Annotated in this window: 16 protein-coding genes; 7 read left to right on the top strand and 9 right to left on the bottom strand. The window is 66.8% G+C overall.

Going from position 1 to position 15,622, the window contains the following annotated elements; all coding sequences use genetic code 11:
• Position 1 precedes the first annotated feature (1 nt).
• Positions 2 to 397, bottom strand: a complete 396-nt coding sequence (locus AC1RP5_RS01575) for a carboxymuconolactone decarboxylase family protein (RefSeq protein WP_493108806.1) — start codon at positions 395 to 397, stop codon at positions 2 to 4.
• Between AC1RP5_RS01575 and AC1RP5_RS01570 the strand changes: the two genes are divergently transcribed.
• Both AC1RP5_RS01570 and AC1RP5_RS01565 read left to right on the top strand, forming a co-directional pair.
• On the top strand, positions 396 to 1,145 hold the full coding sequence (locus AC1RP5_RS01570; RefSeq protein ID WP_493108805.1) for a M48 family metallopeptidase: 750 nt from the start codon (positions 396 to 398) through the stop codon (positions 1,143 to 1,145). The two genes, AC1RP5_RS01575 and AC1RP5_RS01570, sit on opposite strands and share 2 nt — an antisense overlap.
• A 74-nt stretch (positions 1,146 to 1,219) precedes the next feature.
• The gene (locus AC1RP5_RS01565) at positions 1,220 to 2,095 is read left to right on the top strand and encodes an FkbM family methyltransferase (protein WP_493108804.1); all 876 of its coding nucleotides are present in this window, start codon (positions 1,220 to 1,222) and stop codon (positions 2,093 to 2,095) included.
• Positions 2,096 to 2,236: 141 nt separating this feature from the next.
• Here AC1RP5_RS01565 and AC1RP5_RS01560 read toward each other — a convergent pair whose 3' ends face one another.
• Both AC1RP5_RS01560 and AC1RP5_RS01555 read right to left on the bottom strand, forming a co-directional pair.
• Positions 2,237 to 2,644, bottom strand: a complete 408-nt coding sequence (locus AC1RP5_RS01560) for a GFA family protein (RefSeq protein WP_493108803.1) — start codon at positions 2,642 to 2,644, stop codon at positions 2,237 to 2,239.
• On the bottom strand, positions 2,641 to 3,900 hold the full coding sequence (locus AC1RP5_RS01555) for an NAD(P)/FAD-dependent oxidoreductase (RefSeq protein ID WP_493108802.1): 1,260 nt from the start codon (positions 3,898 to 3,900) through the stop codon (positions 2,641 to 2,643). The genes AC1RP5_RS01560 and AC1RP5_RS01555 overlap by 4 nt, the downstream gene beginning before the upstream one ends.
• A 77-nt stretch (positions 3,901 to 3,977) precedes the next feature.
• On the opposite strand from AC1RP5_RS01555, the gene hslV reads away from it, so the two are divergent.
• Both hslV and hslU read left to right on the top strand, forming a co-directional pair.
• On the top strand, positions 3,978 to 4,541 hold the full coding sequence (gene hslV, locus AC1RP5_RS01550; RefSeq protein WP_493108801.1) for an ATP-dependent protease subunit HslV: 564 nt from the start codon (positions 3,978 to 3,980) through the stop codon (positions 4,539 to 4,541).
• 7 nt (positions 4,542 to 4,548) lie between these two features.
• A complete protein-coding gene (gene hslU, locus AC1RP5_RS01545) occupies positions 4,549 to 5,868 on the top strand; it encodes an ATP-dependent protease ATPase subunit HslU (protein ID WP_493108800.1) in 1,320 nt (439 codons plus the stop codon).
• A 108-nt stretch (positions 5,869 to 5,976) separates the two neighbouring features.
• Here the strand turns inward: hslU and AC1RP5_RS01540 are convergent, their stop codons facing one another.
• Together AC1RP5_RS01540 and AC1RP5_RS01535 are read right to left on the bottom strand one after the other, a co-directional pair.
• The gene (locus AC1RP5_RS01540) at positions 5,977 to 6,114 is read right to left on the bottom strand and encodes a hypothetical protein (protein ID WP_493108799.1); all 138 of its coding nucleotides are present in this window, start codon (positions 6,112 to 6,114) and stop codon (positions 5,977 to 5,979) included.
• Entirely contained in the window at positions 6,111 to 7,358 is a 1,248-nt protein-coding gene (locus AC1RP5_RS01535; protein ID WP_493108798.1) for an MFS transporter, read from the bottom strand. The genes AC1RP5_RS01540 and AC1RP5_RS01535 overlap by 4 nt, the downstream gene beginning before the upstream one ends.
• A 169-nt stretch (positions 7,359 to 7,527) precedes the next feature.
• On the opposite strand from AC1RP5_RS01535, the gene AC1RP5_RS01530 reads away from it, so the two are divergent.
• Positions 7,528 to 8,988: an alpha/beta fold hydrolase gene (locus AC1RP5_RS01530; protein ID WP_493108797.1), complete on the top strand. Its 1,461-nt coding sequence runs from the start codon at positions 7,528 to 7,530 to the stop codon at positions 8,986 to 8,988.
• A 37-nt stretch (positions 8,989 to 9,025) separates the two neighbouring features.
• Here AC1RP5_RS01530 and AC1RP5_RS01525 read toward each other — a convergent pair whose 3' ends face one another.
• From AC1RP5_RS01525 to AC1RP5_RS01515, 3 genes are all read right to left on the bottom strand, one after another.
• Positions 9,026 to 10,345 (bottom strand): TRAP transporter large permease, encoded by a 1,320-nt coding sequence (locus AC1RP5_RS01525; protein WP_493108796.1) that lies wholly within the window; start codon positions 10,343 to 10,345, stop codon positions 9,026 to 9,028.
• A complete protein-coding gene (locus AC1RP5_RS01520; protein ID WP_493108795.1) occupies positions 10,342 to 10,857 on the bottom strand; it encodes a TRAP transporter small permease in 516 nt (171 codons plus the stop codon). Before AC1RP5_RS01520 ends, AC1RP5_RS01525 begins: the two co-directional genes overlap by 4 nt.
• Before the next feature lie 97 nt (positions 10,858 to 10,954).
• Positions 10,955 to 11,944, bottom strand: coding sequence for a TRAP transporter substrate-binding protein (locus tag AC1RP5_RS01515; protein ID WP_493108794.1), 990 nt, complete (start codon positions 11,942 to 11,944; stop codon positions 10,955 to 10,957).
• 207 nt (positions 11,945 to 12,151) lie between these two features.
• Between AC1RP5_RS01515 and AC1RP5_RS01510 the strand changes: the two genes are divergently transcribed.
• Both AC1RP5_RS01510 and AC1RP5_RS01505 read left to right on the top strand, forming a co-directional pair.
• The gene (locus tag AC1RP5_RS01510; RefSeq protein WP_493108793.1) at positions 12,152 to 13,822 is read left to right on the top strand and encodes a SulP family inorganic anion transporter; all 1,671 of its coding nucleotides are present in this window, start codon (positions 12,152 to 12,154) and stop codon (positions 13,820 to 13,822) included.
• An 8-nt stretch (positions 13,823 to 13,830) separates the two neighbouring features.
• A complete protein-coding gene (locus AC1RP5_RS01505) occupies positions 13,831 to 14,700 on the top strand; it encodes an aldose 1-epimerase family protein (protein ID WP_493108792.1) in 870 nt (289 codons plus the stop codon).
• On the opposite strand, the gene AC1RP5_RS01500 is transcribed toward AC1RP5_RS01505, so the two are convergent.
• A complete protein-coding gene (locus tag AC1RP5_RS01500) occupies positions 14,675 to 15,517 on the bottom strand; it encodes a helix-turn-helix domain-containing protein (RefSeq protein ID WP_493108791.1) in 843 nt (280 codons plus the stop codon). The genes AC1RP5_RS01505 and AC1RP5_RS01500 overlap by 26 nt on opposite strands.
• Positions 15,518 to 15,622 lie beyond the last annotated feature (105 nt).

Below are 15,622 nucleotides of genomic sequence, written 5' to 3'. Positions count from 1 at the left end.
CTCAGAACTTCCCCTGTTCCTTCAGCACTTCCTCGGCGACGCGCAGCGAATCGAGGGCGGCCGGGAAGCCGCAATAGGCGATGGCATGGGTGAAGATCTCGCGCAGCTCGACCTTGGTGCAGCCGTTGTTCAGCGCGCCCACGAGATGGATCCTGAGTTCGTGCGGGCGGTTCAGCGCACACAGCATGGCGATGGTGATCATGCTGCGCTGCTTGCGGTCGAGCCCGTCGCGCGTCCACAGCGAGGCGTAGGCGAACTCCTCGGAGAAGGCGCGGCAGGGGCCCCAGAAATCGTTGTTGGTTGCGTCGCGCTTGGCGAGATAGGATTCGCCCAGAATCTCCGACAGGACCTTTCGTCCCGCATCGCTGAGAGTCTTGTGAGCCTGCTCTTCCGACATGCCGTCTTCCTCCTGGTTCAGTCGTTTCCTGCCTAAAGCGGCGCCGGAGCCTGAGCAACTGACCATTGCTCATGCCGGGGATACGCTGCCCGTCACCTTCGTCCGCAACGCACGCGCGCGTCGTGCCTCGCTGCGCGTCGATCCGGCCAACCGGCGTATCGTGCTGACGGCGCCCCTGCGCATGGCGCGCGGCACGGCGGTGGGTTTTGCCGAGGCGCAAGCCGGCTGGATCGCCGCGCGGCTCGATCGCCTGCCCGAACGACGGCCCTTCGTCGACGGCGCGGAGATCCCGCTGTTCGGCGTGCCGCACAGGGTGCGCCATCATCCCGGCGTCCGTGGCACGGTCTGGTGCGAGAACGGCGAGATCCATGTCGCGGGCCGGCTGGAACATCTGCCGCGCCGGCTGAAGGACTGGCTGACCGCCGAGCTGCGCGAGCGGCTGGTGCCGCTGGTCCATGCCAAGGCGGCGCGCGCGGAGCGGGCCGTTCGGCGCATTACCGTGCGCGACACGCGCTCGCGCTGGGGAAGCTGCGGCCCCGATGCCGCGCTCTCCTTCTCGTGGCGGCTGGTGTTCGCGCCGCCCGAGGTGCTCGACTATCTTGCCGCACATGAGGCCGCGCATCTCGTTCACCTGAACCACGGGCCGCGCTTCTGGGCGCTGGCGCGGACGCTGTGCGATGGCCCGATCGAGGGGCCGCAGGCCTGGCTCAAGAAGAACGGTGAGACGCTGCTGCAGTACGGCACCTGATCGGTGGCTGATCCTCGCCGGGGCCAGTACACTTTGGCCGCCAAAACACAGGGAAGGTCGCCATTCTGGGCGCAATGAATTCACTGCTGACGGTCGGCCGCACGTTCGCCGCCCATCCGATGACCCGGGACGGTCAGCTCGGCGCCTGGGCCCGCTTCGCGGCCTGGCATCTCAGGAGCCGTCTCAGCCCGGAAGTCGTCGCGCCCTGGATCGGCGGCCAGCGGCTGGTCGTGCGCCGCGGCATGACCGGCGCGACCGGCAATCTCTATTTCGGCCTGCACGAATTCATGAGCATGGGCCTCGCGCTCCATTTCCTGCGCGAGGGCGACCTGTTCCTCGATGCCGGCGCCAATGTCGGCACCTATACGGTGCTGGCTTCCGGTGTCTGTCGCGCCCACACGCTCGCTGTCGAGGCCGATGCCGACACTGCGCGCGATCTCGCCCGCAACGTCGAGATCAACGCGCTGCAGGACCTGGTGAAGATCGAAATTCTCGCCCTGGGCCCCAGCGATGGCGAGGTGATGTTCACGACCGGCCTCGGCGCGATGAACCAGGTCGTGACGGAACGGCGCGAGGGCGTGCGCATCGTGCCGCAGAAGACGCTCGACCATGTCGTGGGTGATGCCCAACCGGCCTTCCTGAAGCTCGACGTCGAGAAGTACGAGGACCAGGTCCTCGAAGGTTCGATCGAGGTGCTGAAGAAGCCCAGCCTCAAGGTCGTGGCCCTCGAGGCAACATCGGCCTGGTCGAACAAGCTCTTCGCGGACCTGGGCTTCGAGCGCGCCTTCTACGATCCCTTCACGCGCATCCTGCAGCGCGAACCCAACAAGCTCGCCTTCTCCGACGGCAAGTGGACGCGCTCCAACGAGTTCTTCGTGCGCGACTGGGCCTTCGTCGAGGAGCGGCTGAAGACCGCCAAGCCGGTCACGGTGCTGGGCAAGACGTTTTGAACCTTCCGTCGTCCTGAGCGGAGCGCAGCGTAGTCGAAGGACCTCTTTTCGTTTCCGCAGACCGTGCGTCGGAAAAGAGGTCCTTCGACTGCGCCGCCCTGCGGTCGGCTCCGCTCAGGACGACGGAGAACCGTACAACGTCTAGATCACATGCCCCTCATATTGCGGCAGGTCGTCCGTAATCGTGAACCACGCCACTTTCGAGCCGACGAAGATATGGGCGCTGGGACGGATCGAGGGCGGGTCGACCAAGGTGCCCAAGGTGACGTGCACCCAGGCGGCATCGCGCACCAGCGAATAAAGCATCGAGCCGCAACGGGCGCAGTGCGCGTCGTGGTTTTCCGGCGACCCATAGATCAGCAGGCGGTCATTGCCGGTCGTCACCGTCAACTCTGAGCGCTCGATGCCGGCAAACGGCTTGAACGCCGAGCCCGTGGCGCGCCGGCAGTTCGAGCAATGGCAGTTGAGCGCGTAGGCGAAGGCATCCTTCACCTCGTATTGCACGGCGCCGCACAGGCATTTTCCGTGCAGCGTCGCCGGCCCGGTCATCCGAAGCGGCCGGGGTCGCAGGCCTGCAGCGTGCTCGGCAGTGGCTCGCCTTCCATCAGGCGCGCGATCAGCCGGCCGGTGGCGGTGGCGAGCGTGAGGCCGAGATGCTGGTGGCCGTAGCCGCAATAGACGTTGGCCAGGCGCGGCGCGCGGCCGATCGCGGGACGGTAGTCGGGCAAGGTCGGCCGCTCGCCGATCCAGCGGCTCTGCTCGACGCCGCCGACGCCGGGGAAGATGTCCTTGAGATGCTTCTTCAGGAGATCGGCGCGATGCCATGAGGGCGGCTGGTGAGGTGCCGCCAGTTCGACCGTGCCGGCGATGCGCAGGCCCTCGGCCATCGGCGTGAAGAACAGGCCGCGATCGGGCGGGCTCACCGGCAGATCGAACTGCACATTGTCCGGCGCCACCATCACATGATAGCCGCGCTCGGCGACCAGCGGCGCATTGAAGCCCAGCAGGCGTGTCAGCTCGCCCGAGGCGCGGCCGGCCGCGATCATCACCGCGCTCGCGGGCAGTTCGGAATCGGTCAGCTGGACCGCCGTCACGCGATTGCCGTCGCGACGGAAGCCGCGCACGCGACCGCGCACCACGGTGCCGCCCTCGGCGGTGAAACGCTCGGCCAGGGTCGTGACGACCTTGTGCGGATTGATCGTGTGCGTGCCGTTCGGATAGTGGATGCCGCGCACGATGGTGCGGCTGAGGCCGGGCGCCAGCTCGCGCGCGCGGTTGCCGTCGACGATCTCGAACTCGGTGCCCTTGCCCGCCTGCACACCGCGCATCTCGTCGGTGCCCTGGAACGACGCCTCGCTCTCATAGACGTAGAGCGCGCCGCGGGTGCGGAACAGCTCGCCGAGGCCCGACGCCTGGATCTCGGCCTTCCAGGCGATGTCGGCCTCCAGCATCAGCGGCTTGAACATCTCCTTGCCCTTCTGGACTTCCTTCTGGCTCATCGAAGCCAGGGCGAAGCGCGCCATCCAGGGCAGCAGCCAGGGCAGGCTGGGCGGATGGACGGTGAGCGGCCCGTCCCGGTCCATCAGCATCTGCGGCACCTTCTTCAGGGTCGCCGGCCGCGCCATCGGGATCAGGCTGTCGACCGACAGGAAGCCCGCATTGCCGAAGGAGGTCGCGTTGCCGGGCTCCGCGCTGTCCAGCAGCGTGACCTTGTGGCCGGCGCGCTGCAGGGCGCGGGCGGTGGCCGCACCGACGATTCCGGCACCGATGACGATGATGGGGTCGCTCGTGACTGATTCGCTCATGGAGCGAGGTTAGCACGCCGCCTGCGGGAGCCCGAGGCGGCGATTGATTTGTGGCTGTGAATCCCTATTTAGGGCGCATGTCTTCCGCACAATCAGACAACTCCCCCGGTCCCGGCTGGCATGCCACGACCATCCTCTCGGTCCGCAAGGGCGACCAGGTCGTCATGGCCGGCGACGGCCAGGTCTCGATGGGCCCGACCATCGTCAAGGGCAATGCCAAGAAGGTCCGCCGGATCGGCAACGGCCAGATCATCGCGGGCTTCGCGGGCGCCACGGCCGATGCCTTCACGCTCTTCGAACGGCTGGAAGCCAAGCTGGAGCGCCATCCCGGCCAGCTCCTGCGCGCCGCGATCGAGCTCGCCAAGGACTGGCGCACCGACCGCTACCTGCGCAAGCTCGAGGCGATGATGGCGGTGGCCGACAAGGACGTGTCGCTGCTGCTGTCGGGAACGGGCGACGTGCTGGAGCCCGAGGGCGGCATCATCGCGATCGGCTCAGGCGGCAACTATGCGCTCTCCGCCGCGCGTGCGCTGATCGACGTCGACGGGCTCGATGCCGAGGCGATCGCGCGCAAGTCGATGAAGATCGCCGGCGACATCTGCGTCTACACCAACCACAACATCGTCCTCGAGAAGCTCTGACAGTTCCATGAGTCCCATGAGCAACGACTTTTCCCCGCGCGAGATCGTCTCCGAACTCGACAAGCACATCATCGGCCAGCAGGAGGCCAAGCGCGCCGTCGCCATCGCGCTGCGCAACCGCTGGCGCCGCCTGCAGCTCTCCGATTCGCTGCGCGACGAGGTGCTGCCCAAGAACATCCTGATGATCGGCCCGACCGGAGTCGGCAAGACCGAGATCGCGCGCCGCCTGGCCAAGCTAACCAACGCGCCGTTCCTCAAGGTCGAGGCCACCAAGTTCACCGAGGTCGGCTATGTCGGCCGCGACGTCGAACAGATCGCGCGCGACCTGATGGAAGCCGCCATCGAGATGGCGCGCGAGAGCCTGCGCAAGGACGTGAAGGCCAAGGCCGAACTCGCTGCCGAGGAGCGCGTGGTCGAGGCGCTGTGCGGCGCCAATGCGAGCGAAGAGACCAAGCTGCGCTTCCGCCACAAGCTGCGGGCCGGCGAACTCGACGATCGCGAGATCGAGATCGAGGTCGCCGACACCGGCGGGCCCATGCAGTTCGAGGTGCCGGGCCAGCCCGGCGCGTCGGTCGGCATGATCAATCTCGGCGACATGCTGGGCAAGGCGTTCGGTGGGCGGACCAAGAAGCGCAAGATGACCGTGGCCGAGAGCCACCAGACGCTGATGCGCGAGGAGAGCGACAAGCTTCTCGACCAGGAGCGGGTGGTGCGCGAGGCGCGCGAGATGGTCGAGCAGAATGGCATCGTCTTCATCGACGAGATCGACAAGATCACCGCACGCAGCGAGCATCGCGGCGGTGGCGACGTGAGCCGCGAGGGCGTGCAGCGCGACCTGCTGCCGCTGATCGAGGGCACGACGGTGAACACGAAACATGGCCCGGTGAAGACCGACCATGTCCTGTTCATCTGCTCCGGCGCGTTCCATCTCGCCAAGCCGTCGGACATGCTGCCGGAGCTGCAGGGCCGCCTGCCGATCCGTGTCAGCCTGGCCTCGCTCAGCCAGGACGATTTCCGCCGCATCCTGACCGAGCCGGAGGCGAGCCTGGTCAAGCAGTACAAGGCGCTGCTGGCGACCGAGAAGGTCGAGCTCGAGTTCAAGCCCGAGGCGATCGACGAGCTGGCGCGGCTCTCGGCCGACATCAACGAGACGGTCGAGAACATCGGCGCGCGTCGCCTGCACACGGTGATGGAGAAGCTGCTGGAAGAGATCAGCTTCACGGCGTCCGACAAGCCGAACACGAAGATGGAGATCGACGCCGCTTATGTCCGCGCGCACGTGAGCGAGCTGGCGAAGAACGCGGATCTCTCGAAGTTCGTGCTTTAAGCGGGCTTTCTCATTGGAGCGCGCAACTCCAGTTGCGCTCTTATCTTGCTCAATGACGCATGAGCGCAACTGGAGTTGCGCGCTCCAATGATGTCTTCGACGGCCTGATCAAAGGCAGTACGCCGCGATCAGGTCCACCAGATAGGCGGGGCCGTTCAGGCCCCACAGGACGAAAGACACCACCGTCGCGGCCACGACGAAGCTGGCCAGTCCCCAGAGCAGCACGGGGCGCCAGCTGACGGTCATGCCGGCTGCGGGATCGCCGCCGGGCGGACCAGCCGCTCCTCGACGATCGGGTAGTGCAGCGCGGCCGAGACGAGGCCGAGCACGATGGAGATCCACCACATCATGTCGTAGTTGCCCTGCAGGTCGAACAGGCGTCCGCCGCCCCAGCCGCCGAAGAAGCTACCGATCTGGTGGCCCATGAAGACGAAGCCGTTCAGCATGGTGACGTGCACTGGCCCGAAGATGTAGCCGACCAGCGAAGTGGTGAGCGGCACGGTGCCCAGCCACAGGAAGCCAAGGGCTGCGGCGAAGATCAGCACCGAGGCGGCCGACAGCGGCGCCAGCACGAAGCCCAGGAACACCAGCGAGCGCAGCAGGTAGAGCGTCGACAGCAGGTTCTTGCGCTTGAACCGGTTGCCCATCGAGCTCCACAGGATGGCGCCGGCAATGTTGAACAGACCGACCATGCCGATCGCCCAGCCGCCGAGCTCGGCCGGCGAGAGGTTGATGCCGAACAGCGACAGGCCGATGCCCTTGTCGGAGATGTAGGCCGGCAGGTGACCGCCCACGAACGCGACATGGAAGCCGCAGACGAAGTAGCCGACCACCAGCAGCACGTAGCTGCGCTGGGCGAAGGCCTCTGATAGCGCTTGGCCGGTGGTCTGGCTGCCGCCGCTGCCGCGCTTGGAGGCTGCGATTTCCTTGCGGTCGTTGAGGCCGATCGGCAGGACCATGATCAGCAGGGCAAGGATGGTCAGCGCCCACATGGTCGGGCGCCAGTCGCCGAAATAGTTCTGCAGCACCGCGGCCAGCGGCACGATGAAGAACTGGCCGAACGAGCCGCCGGCCGAACAGATGCCCACCGCCAGCGCCTGCTTGGCCGGCGGGGCGACGCGCAGGATGACGCCGAGCACCGGCCCGAAGGTCGCCGCCGAGAGGCCGACGCCGACCAGCACGTTGCCCAGGATCAGCATGTAGCCGCTGTGCATCGTGGCGGTCACGATCATGCCCAGCACATAGACCGCACCGCCGCCGGCGATGGTCGGCGCGGAGCCGAACCGGTCGGCGAGGCGACCGGAGAAGGGCGCGATGACGCCCATCAGCAGCATCGACAGCGCCGTGCCGAAGGAGAAGAGTTCGCGGCCGACATGGAGTTCGGCCGAGATCGGCTTCAGGAAGATACCAAAGCTCTGGCGGACGCCGAGACCGATGGTGAGGACGAGGAAGCCGCACCAGACGGCGGTCCAGTAGGAGCGTTGGGTCATGGTCGCAACCTGAGGCGGTGGGACCGACGTGGCAAGACGTTCGGCCTCATGGTTTCCATAGAATTACTTCATGCCGTCACAAGCTCCAATGTGGCAGAACATATCCATGGCGCGACTGCGGTTCCTGTGCGGCTTGGCAGCTTTTCTGCTGGTTTTGGCAGGAAGCGCCATGGCCGCGCCGCGGCTCGACAAGGAGCGCTGCGCCTTCAAGCCGCCCAAGGGCGATCGGGTCGAATGCTTCGTCCTGACGGTGCCGGAAAACCGGGAACAGCCGCAGGGCCGCGAGATCAAGCTCAAGGTCGCGATCCTGAAGGCCAAGCGGACCGCCGGCGTCGAGCCGCTGATCTATCTTTCCGGCGGTCCCGGCGATGCGCCGCTGGTCGCCTCCGCGCCGGGTGCAGATGCACTGAGCGAGGGCGACTGGTGGAACGAGACGGCTGCCATCCGCCGCCGCCGCGACGTCGTCATCCTGAGCCAGCGCGGCGCCGGCGGCTCGACGCCCAATCTAGACTGCTTCGACACGCGCACGTCCGATCCCGCCAAGGCCCGCCGCCGCGCCGTAACGGAACAGCAGGAGCGGGACATCCTGGTGCGCTGCCGCGCCGGGCTCGACCGGCGCAAGATCGACCTCGCCATGTATGCGACGCCGGCCCTGGCCGACGACGTGGCCGATCTCGCCGCGGCGCTGGGCCAAAGCAAGATCAACATCTACGGCGTGTCCTACGGCACCCGCTGGGCCCTCGAGGTCATGCGCCGCCATCCCGACCTGGTGCGGGCGGCGGTGCTCGACGGGGTCTATCCGCCCCAGGTCAACGGCGAGCAGAACGAGCCCGAGATCGTGCGCCGCGCCTTCGAGCAGCTCTACACGGATTGCGCCAACGATGCGGTGTGCCGCGAGCGTCAGCCCAACCTGCGCGCCGCCGTCGAGGGCCTGATCGACAGCGCCGAGCGCACGCCGCTCGAGCTTTCCATCACGCTGGAGGACGGTCCGCATCCGGTGAAGCTCGACGGCACCCAGGTGCTGATGGTGATGCTCAACATGATGCGCGAGGGCGAGGTCGCTTCGATCCCCGAGATGGTGACGGCGGTACGCAAGGGCGACATGCGGCTGCTCAAGCTCTACGCCGAGGATCTCGAGACCAACGATGGCGGGCTGATGGAGCAGAACGCCCAGCAGTTCGACGGGCTCTACAACAGCATCGAATGCCGTGAGACCTGGCCGATGGTCGACCGCAATGCCCGGCGCAAGGCGATCGAGACCAACGGCGTCTATGGGCTGAACGCCAAGGCCAGCAAGTCGCCGACCTTCTGTCCCGTCTGGCGCGTCACCGCCGCGCCGGCCACCGAACGCCAGCCCGTGAAGTCCGAAGTGCCGACCCTGCTGCTGAGCGGCGGCTACGATTGGCTGACGCCGCCGGCCTGGGCGCGCGAGGCCGCCAAGACACTCTCCTCGTCGCGCAGCGTCGTCTTCCGCGCGCAGGGCCATGGCGTCGTCGTGCAGGACGCCTGTGCCGCCCGCCTGCGGGATGCCTTCATCGAAGACCCGAACCCCAAGCGCACGCTGCCCTGCCGCCCCGACACGGCGCCGAACTTCACCGCCGCCTGGGAACGCATGCGCAATATGCCGTGAGGAGAACCGGTGGGCCCACGCCCACCGGCCTCAACGCCTACTTCAGCAGCTCCGGCGCGATGAGACGCGGCAGGAAGAGGGCGATGTCGGGCCAGACGATCATCGCCGCCAGCACCACGATCATCGGGATCAGCATGATGATCGTGTCCTTCAGCGCAAAGCGCAGCGGAACGCCCGCGACGGCACAGGAGATCATGAGGCAGAGCCCGTAGGGCGGAGTCACGAGCCCGAAGGCCAGCGACACGATCGAGACGATCGCGAAGTGGACCGGGTCCATGCTGACCGACTTGGCGAGCGGTTCCAGCACCGTGCCGACGATGATGATCGCCGGGATGGCATCGAGGAAGCAGCCTACCACCAGGAACACGAAGGCGATGAAGAAGCCGACGCCGATCGGGCCCATGCCCCAGGTCGTGACGTTGGCCAACAGTTCCTGCGGGATCTTGTAGTAGGCCAGCAGCCAGCCGAAGGCCGAGGCGGTGCCGATGCAGAACAGCGCCACCGAGGCGAGCTTGCCGGTGTCGACGAGCGCCCGGTAGAGCTCTTTCGGGCCCATCTCGCGATAGACCACGATCGACAGAACGGCCGAGTAGAGCACCGCGACGCAGGCCGATTCGGTTGCGGTGAACCAGCCCGCCAGGATGCCGCCGACGATGATGACGGGCGTCATCAGCGCCGGGATCGACACCCAGATCGAGCAGAGGAGCTGGCGGAAGGTTCCGCGCGGATAGGTCGGATAACCGCGCTTCACCGCATAGACGTGCACCGTGGCCATCTGTGCACCGGCGATCAGCAGGCCCGGGACCACGCCCGCGAGATAGAGCGCGCCGATCGAGGTCGAGATCAGCCCGCCCCACACGATCATCAGGATGGAGGGCGGGATGATGACGGCCAGCACGGCGGAGACCGCGGTGATGGCGATCGAGAAGGAGAGGTCGTAACCCTCCTTGGTCTGGGCATCGATGAAGATCTTGCTCTGGCTGGCGGCATCGGCGGTCGAGGAACCGGAGATGCCGGCGAAGAACACCGAGAGCACGACGTTGATCTGGGCCAGCGAGCCCGGGAAGCTGCCGACGATGGCGCGCGAGAGCGCCACCAGCCGGTCGGTGATGCCGCCCACGCTCATCAGATTCGCCGTCAGCAGGAAGAACGGCACGGCGAGCAGGATGAAGGAGTTGTAGGCGTTGAAGGTTTCCTGCGCGAGCATCATCGTGCCGAGGCGCGGCTCCAAGTAGAAGAGCGGCAGGCAGGCGAGGCCGAGCGCGAAGGCCACCGGCACGCGCAGCACCAGCAGCACGAAGAAGCAGCCGAACAGGATCGAGGCCGCCTCGCCGGCGGAGAAGAGCGAGCCGGTCATGCCGCGCTCCTTCCGAGAAGAATGCGGAACTCGTCGTAGAACTGCTCGCCCAGGAAGACGATCCAGGTCACCGCGGCGGCGGGCCAGGCGATGTGGATCATCCAGAGCGGCAGGTCGGCCAGCTCGGAGGTGCGATACCAGGCGAAGCGCGTGAACTCGATGCCGCCCACCAGGAACACGATGGCGAAGGCCAGGATGCCGAGGCGGGCGGCGATGCGGACCGCCGCTTCGCCGCGTCTTGGAAGGGTCGGCCACACGTCGACCTCGAAGTGCGAGGCTTCGCGCACGCCGATCATGGCGCCGATCATGATCATCCAGATGAACAGGAAGCGCGCCATCTCCTCGGTCCAGATATAGGCCGGGATCAGGCTGGTGTAGCGCGACACCATCTGCAGTGTGACGGGAATGACGATGACGGCGACGGAGAAGGCCATGAGGCCGGTCAGGAACTGGGCGTAGGCGGCCGTGAACCGGCGCCAGAGACCCGGAGGCGCGGAGACAGAGGGAGGCATCGGAAATCCATTCAGGGGAAAGCGGCCGGCGCACGTTTCTGGGACGGCGCCGGAACGAAGGGTGCAGCGGAGCCCGTGCCCCGCTGCACGCCCGGCATCAGTTGGTGGCGACGATTTGCGTGAAGATGCCGTCGGCGCCGATCTCCTTGGCGTAGGCGGCCATCACCGGGTCGACCAGCTTCTTCATCTCGGCGCGGTCCTTGAACGGGATCCGCTTCAGCTTGCCGGCCTTCTCGAGCGCGACGAGCTTCTGTTCGTCCTCCGAGCTCTCGACCTGGCGGCCATAGGCGCCCGCTTCCTTGCCGGCCTTCACGACCGCATCCTGCAAATCCTTGGGCAGGGACTTGAAGGTCTTGGACGAGAAGCAGACGGGCCGGATGGTGATGGCGTGCTCGGTCATCGCGAGATTGGGCGCCACCTCGTAGAACTTCATCGTCTCGACGCCGGCCGCCTCGTTCTCGCCGGCCGAGATCACGTTGTTCTGGATGGCGTTGTAGATCTCGTTGTAGGCGATGACCGTCGGCGACATGCCGGCCGCCGCGAAGGTCTTGGACCAGATCGGCGCGCCCTGGACGCGGACCTTGAGGCCCTTGATCTCCGCGAGGTTGCTCACCGGCTTGTTGACGAAGATGTTGCGCACGCCGCCGCCGGCATAGCCGATCAGCATGACGTCGGCCTTCTGTGCGATCTCGTCGGCCACCGGCTTCAGGAGATCGGCGTCGAGCACCTTGTTCCACTGCACCAGGTCCTTGAACAGGAACGGCGCGTCGATGAAGGGCGCGGCCTTGGAGAAGGTCGACATGTGGGCCGGCGAGACGATGCCGTAGTCCACCGCCTTGCCCTGCGCCATGTACTCGAAATACTGCTTCTCGAGGCCGAGCGAGGAATTGCGGTGAAGCACGAAGTTGATCGGCTTGCCGTAATACTTCTTCACCAGCTCCTCGAACTTGAGCAGCGTCTTGTTGAAGGCGTGATCGTCGTTGAACTGGACGGCGCCGTTCAGGGTGAGCGGGGCCTGCGCGTTCGCAATGAACGGAGCGGCGAGAGTCGAGGCGGCAAGGCCGCCCATCAGCAGTCTGCGTTTCATGTCGTTTCCTCTCCAAAGGTCCTGTTTTGGTTCTGAGACCGAGACCCAGCACGCACTATGCATGTGCGTAGCGAGTGAAGCGACAAAGTTGTCAGACAACGTGCATCTTTTTCCCGCCCTCGGTGCGGGAAAGGCGCGGTCCGGATTTTGCGAAGGTTGTGCGTCAGCGCGTTATCGGATAATATTATTACACAAATATTTAGTGAAATGTCGCTCGGTATTCCTTCCTCGCCCCTTGGCGCACCCACCGGCTTCGACGGACCTTTCGTGCCGAAGCTCGTCTCGGTGCTGCGCGAGGGCTATGGGCTGGCTGCCCTGCGGGCCGATGTCGTGGCGGGGCTCACCGTGGCGATCGTGGCGCTGCCGCTCTCCATGGCCATCGCCATTGCCTCCGGCACCACGCCGGAGCGCGGGCTGTTCACGGCCATCGTCGGCGGCTTCCTGATCTCGGCGCTGGGCGGCAGCCGCTTCCAGATCGGCGGGCCGGCCGGTGCGTTCATCGTCCTGGTCGCCGCGACCGTCGAGCGTCACGGCGTCGAGGGCATGCTGCTGGCCACCCTGATGGCCGGCGTCTTCCTGGTGATGGCGGGCGCGCTGCGGCTCGGCACCTTCATCAAGTTCATTCCCTATCCGGTGACGGTGGGGTTCACGGCCGGCATCGCCGTCATCATCTTTGCGAGCCAGATCAAGGATCTGTTCGGCCTCACGCTGGAGGGCAAGGAGCCGGGCGAGTTCGCAGCCAAGCTCGAAACGCTGGCAGGTGCCGCCGGCACCGTGAACATGGCGGCCGTCGCGCTGGCGGTGATCACCGTCGGTCTCATACTCGGCCTGCGGAAGCTGCAGCCGCATTGGCCCGGCATGCTGGTCGCCGTCGTCGCGGCCTCGCTGGCGACCTTCGCGTTCGGCCTGCCGGTCGAGACGATCGGCAGCCGCTTCGGCGGCATCCCCTCGATGCTGCCCGCGCCCAGCCTGCCCGACATGTCGCCGGCGAAGATGCTGGCCGTGCTGCCGGATGCGCTCGCCTTTGCGCTGCTGGGCGCCATCGAATCGCTGCTCTCGGCCGTGGTGGCCGACGGCATGACGGGACGCCGCCATCGCTCGAACTGCGAGCTGGTGGCCCAGGGCGTGGCCAATATCGGCGCGGCCCTGTTCGGCGGCGTCTGCGCCACCGGCACCATCGCGCGCACCGCCACCAACGTGCGCGCGGGCGCGCGCGGGCCGGTCGCCGGCATGCTGCATTCGATCTTCCTGCTGGGCTTCATGCTGCTGGCCGCGCCGTTGGCTGCCTACATCCCGCTGGCGGCGCTGGCCGGTGTGCTGGCCGTCGTCGCCTGGAACATGGCCGAGAAGCACGAGTTCATGACCCTGCTGCGCTCCTCGCGCGGCGACGCGGTCGTGCTGCTCTCCACCTTCGGGCTCACGGTGTTCCGTGACCTCACTGAAGGCATCGTGGTGGGCGTGGCGCTGGGCGTCGTGTTGTTCCTGCAGCGCATGAACGCGGCGGCCGGCATCGAGACGCAGGCGACACGCGCGCCGTTCGCCGCCGATCTCGTCACCGATCCGCAGGTCCTCGTCTATCGCCTGTCCGGCGCCTTCTTCTTCGGCACGGCCTCGACCGTGGGCGCGGTGCTCGACCGCATCGCCGACCAGCACAAGGCCTTCATCATCGATTTCAGCGCCGTGCCGTTCGTCGATTCTACGGCGGCCAACGTGATCGCCGGCCTCGGCCGCAAGGCGCTGCGCCATGGTGTGCGGGTCTACATCGTCGGCGCCACGCCGCCGGTGCGCCGCATGCTGCTGCGGGCCGGCGCCGGGCGGCCGCAGGTCCGCTACAAGCGGCTGATCGACGATGCCGTGCGCGAGGCGCATCTCCTGTAGGATGGCCCATGGCCTCCACAGTCTCGATCTCCACCGGTGCGCTCCGCGCTGAAATCTCCGCCACCGGCGCCGAACTGGTGCGCCTGCGGGATCGCACCGGTGCCGATCTTCTATGGGACGGCGATCCCGCCTTCTGGACCGGCCGCTCGCCGCTGCTGTTTCCGATGGTCGGCCGGGCCAAGGACGACCGCATTAAGGTCGCAGGCAAGACCTACGAAATGGGCCAGCATGGCTTCGCCCGCACCTCGCTCTTCACTTTGGTGCGGTCCGACGCGGCCTCGTGCACCTGGCGTCTCGAAGCCAGCGAAGCGACGCTGAAGCGTTATCCCTTCGCGTTCCGGCTCGACGTCACCTATCGGATCGAGGACGCGGCCCTGCACATGGAGGCCGAGGTCACGAATACCGGCGGCGAGACGATGCCGGCCTCGTTCGGTTTCCATCCGGCGCTGCGCTGGCCCTTGCCCTACGGCAAGCCGCGCGCTGCACACGGGATCGTCTTCGAGAAAGACGAGCCCGCACCGATCCATCGGCCGGCCGACGGGCTCTTAAGCGCCGCGCAATTCCCGACGCCGGTGCGCGACCGTCATCTCGATCTGAGTGACGACCTGTTCGCGGATGGCGCTCTGATCTGGGACAGTCTCGAAAGCCGCAGCGTCACCTACGGCGAGGCGATCCGCGTCGACTTCCCGCGCATGCCCCATCTCGGCATCTGGACCAAGCCCGGCGCCGGCTATGTGTGCATCGAGCCGTGGCAGGGCTATGCCAGTCCCGAAGGTTTCGACGGCGAATTTGCTAAAAAGCCCGGCATGGTCGCGATCGCGCCCGAGGCGACGGCGACCTTCGCGATGTCGATCAGCGCTTCGCCGCCAGGCTCTTGAACAGCGCGTCGCTGCGGTCGTCGGCGGGGAAGAAGCATTCGACGCGGACTTCCTGCAGGGTGATGTCCTGCGGCGTGCCGAGCGTGGCGATGGTGGTGAACACCGACAGCGCCTTGCCGCTCACCAGATAGTCGACCGTCAGCATCGGCGCCGGCCGCTCCTCGAAGCGCAGCTTGCGGAACGAGGCCGGCACGTCGGGATAGGCCATGATCTCCTCGATGAAGGCCAGCGCCTTGGGCTCGCCGCCGGCCGCCAGGATCTCGGCATAGGTCGTCGACACGAGATAGCGCGCGACCTCCTCCCAGTTCGAAATTTTCGAGCGCAGCGCCTTGGGGTCGAGGATCCAGCGCAGCAGGTTCGGTCCCTTGCCCGGCGGTGGGGGCGGCGGCATGCCCTCGAACAGGAACACGGTGAAGGCGTTGGCTGCCTCGTTGGCCTGCAGCAGGTTCCACAGCCGGTCGATCACGACGGCGGGGTAGGGCTCCTGCTGCTTCAGCATGAAATCGATCGCCTTGCGCACCGGCGTGAGCTCGGGCGCGGCGAGGTTGCTCTCGCGATAGGCCGGCGCAAAGCCCGCCGCCAACAGCATCTCGTTGCGCTGGCGCAGCGGCACGTCGAGCGCGGTCGAGAGCTGGACCACCATCTCGCGGCTGGGACGCGCGCGGCCCGATTCGAGGAAGCTGACATGGCGTTGCGAGACGCCGGACTGCAGCGCCAGCGAGAGCTGGCTGGCGCCACGGCGGCGGCGCCAGGCGCGCAGCATGGGGCCGAACGTGTCGACCGGCGAGGCGGAGGCGGAAGCGGGAATGGTGCTCATGGCGAGAAACCTAGCACCGGCCCTCCGGTCCGCCGATTACCTCCTGCGTAATTGAGGGACGGGCGGGCGAATGCGATTTCACCGTCGTCCGCAACCAAAGGAGGA

The organism is Reyranella sp. GW821-FHT12G01 (assembly GCF_058806575.1).
Note: the sequence above shows the minus strand (reverse complement) of the source record. Positions and strands in the feature narration are given on the sequence as shown.

What these genes read in the sequence shown, in the direction of transcription:
- AC1RP5_RS01500 (WP_493108791.1), bottom strand. Translation starts at nt 15,517, where the DNA reads ATGAGCACCATTCCCGCTTCCGCCTCCGCCTCGCCGGTCGACACGTTC.
- AC1RP5_RS01540 (WP_493108799.1), bottom strand. Translation starts at nt 6,114, where the DNA reads ATGACCGTCAGCTGGCGCCCCGTGCTGCTCTGGGGACTGGCCAGCTTC.
- AC1RP5_RS01530 (WP_493108797.1), top strand. Translation starts at nt 7,528, where the DNA reads ATGGCCGCGCCGCGGCTCGACAAGGAGCGCTGCGCCTTCAAGCCGCCC.
- AC1RP5_RS01525 (WP_493108796.1), bottom strand. Translation starts at nt 10,345, where the DNA reads ATGACCGGCTCGCTCTTCTCCGCCGGCGAGGCGGCCTCGATCCTGTTC.
- AC1RP5_RS01565 (WP_493108804.1), top strand. Translation starts at nt 1,220, where the DNA reads ATGAATTCACTGCTGACGGTCGGCCGCACGTTCGCCGCCCATCCGATG.
- AC1RP5_RS01555 (WP_493108802.1), bottom strand. Translation starts at nt 3,900, where the DNA reads ATGAGCGAATCAGTCACGAGCGACCCCATCATCGTCATCGGTGCCGGA.
- AC1RP5_RS01520 (WP_493108795.1), bottom strand. Translation starts at nt 10,857, where the DNA reads ATGCCTCCCTCTGTCTCCGCGCCTCCGGGTCTCTGGCGCCGGTTCACG.
- AC1RP5_RS01575 (WP_493108806.1), bottom strand. Translation starts at nt 397, where the DNA reads ATGTCGGAAGAGCAGGCTCACAAGACTCTCAGCGATGCGGGACGAAAG.
- AC1RP5_RS01510 (WP_493108793.1), top strand. Translation starts at nt 12,152, where the DNA reads ATGTCGCTCGGTATTCCTTCCTCGCCCCTTGGCGCACCCACCGGCTTC.
- AC1RP5_RS01570 (WP_493108805.1), top strand. Translation starts at nt 396, where the DNA reads ATGCCGTCTTCCTCCTGGTTCAGTCGTTTCCTGCCTAAAGCGGCGCCG.
- AC1RP5_RS01535 (WP_493108798.1), bottom strand. Translation starts at nt 7,358, where the DNA reads ATGACCCAACGCTCCTACTGGACCGCCGTCTGGTGCGGCTTCCTCGTC.
- hslU (WP_493108800.1), top strand. Translation starts at nt 4,549, where the DNA reads ATGAGTCCCATGAGCAACGACTTTTCCCCGCGCGAGATCGTCTCCGAA.
- AC1RP5_RS01505 (WP_493108792.1), top strand. Translation starts at nt 13,831, where the DNA reads ATGGCCTCCACAGTCTCGATCTCCACCGGTGCGCTCCGCGCTGAAATC.
- AC1RP5_RS01515 (WP_493108794.1), bottom strand. Translation starts at nt 11,944, where the DNA reads ATGAAACGCAGACTGCTGATGGGCGGCCTTGCCGCCTCGACTCTCGCC.
- hslV (WP_493108801.1), top strand. Translation starts at nt 3,978, where the DNA reads ATGTCTTCCGCACAATCAGACAACTCCCCCGGTCCCGGCTGGCATGCC.
- AC1RP5_RS01560 (WP_493108803.1), bottom strand. Translation starts at nt 2,644, where the DNA reads ATGACCGGGCCGGCGACGCTGCACGGAAAATGCCTGTGCGGCGCCGTG.